General features: G+C 64.9%; 2 protein-coding genes. One reads left to right on the top strand and one right to left on the bottom strand.

The window, feature by feature from the left end:
• Positions 1 to 268 (bottom strand): pyruvate dehydrogenase E1 component-related protein (locus HGB39_RS38075; protein WP_167120641.1); only part of this gene is annotated, 268 nt, incomplete at its 3' end.
• A gap of 224 nt (positions 269 to 492) precedes the next feature.
• On the opposite strand from HGB39_RS38075, the gene HGB39_RS38070 reads away from it, so the two are divergent.
• Positions 493 to 1029 carry an Rv2240c family protein gene (locus HGB39_RS38070; RefSeq protein ID WP_005562267.1) on the top strand — a complete coding sequence of 179 codons (537 nt, stop codon included), beginning with the start codon at positions 493 to 495 and terminating at the stop codon, positions 1027 to 1029.
• Positions 1030 to 1258: the final 229 nt, after the last annotated feature.

Genomic DNA, 1258 nt, shown 5'->3' with positions numbered 1-1258 from the left:
GCTTCTCCCCGGCCCGCTCGAGCATCCGCAACATCAGATACCGGGCACGGGTCGGTCCGGACCGGTCCAACAGTCCGTCGAACGATTCCAACCACTCCGTGGTCTCGTCCGGGTCGATATCCGGCAGATAAGACGCAACACCCTCACGGATGACGCGAACGCGGCCGTCGGAACCCGGGGTCGCACTGGGGTTGGAAGGTTGGGCCGCTCCGGCGCCGGGTGTGGCGGAATCCGGTTGAGACGCGGGTCCCTGGATCAGGTCTGACAACGTTGCTCCTCATTGTGGTGGGACGCGCGGTGTGGCGTCCTCTCCATGCGATCGCGGCCTTGTTAGGCCCGACCCATCTCCTTTATGAATATGGCGCGACCCTTATCTTTCACCATCGCGGCGCAGTCGGCACACTGTGTTCGGGTTACTCTCCGGTAGCGTTTGCGCAGATCCGGGGCCGAATGTTGAACTTGTCGATGTCGTCGAAAACATGGGGGAGACGAATGCGCACGTCGAGGCGCCGCTGGGGGCCGGCGAGTGCTGCCGTCGCGGCGATCGTCGGTGTGGGCGTCATCGCCGGATGCGGCGGCGCCATCGAGGGGACCGCGCAGCAGAACGATTCTCAGGCCGCCGAGTACGCCGCGGAGGCGACGTCCTCATCGGTGGCCGCGTCGTCCTCACAGAAGGCCGCAGCCGAGCGGGAGGCGCTCGTGGAACAGTGCACGATGTTCGTGAACCGTGCCGGCGACACCATCGACACCTACAACGCCTTCATCGACGCCGCCAACGCCGATGCCGCGGATACCGGCGCGAAGGCGAGCGCCGCGGCGGCGGCCCTTCGGGCGGCGGCCGACGGTGCGAACGCCGCCACACCCACGCTTCCTACCGAACTGACCGGATTGCTCACCGATTACGCGAACAACTATCGGGAACTCGCGGCCGCCGTCGACGGCGGGCAACGCGGCGACATTCTGAACACGCTCGCCAGCCGTGGAGACGAGCTCAGCGACGCGATTCGGGCAGCCTGCCCCACATCGTGACTCCCGCACCGTAGGCTCGGTCGATGACCACGCATCACTACTTTCTGAGAAAAATTCGCGTGGTCGGCTTGCGCGAAAGCGTTCGAGCATGTTCGCTTTCACCTAATTGATCTTCATCCGGCAGGTGTTCGGGTATCCGAGCACCGTCAACAAAAGGAGGACCCCACCGTGGTCGCCGCGGCGGACGCCCAAAACTACGCTCAGAAACTCGGGATCACTGCCGACATGG

The organism is Rhodococcus opacus, assembly GCF_012396235.1.
Lineage (GTDB): Bacteria > Actinomycetota > Actinomycetes > Mycobacteriales > Mycobacteriaceae > Rhodococcus_F > Rhodococcus_F opacus.
Note: the sequence above shows the minus strand (reverse complement) of the source record. Positions and strands in the feature narration are given on the sequence as shown.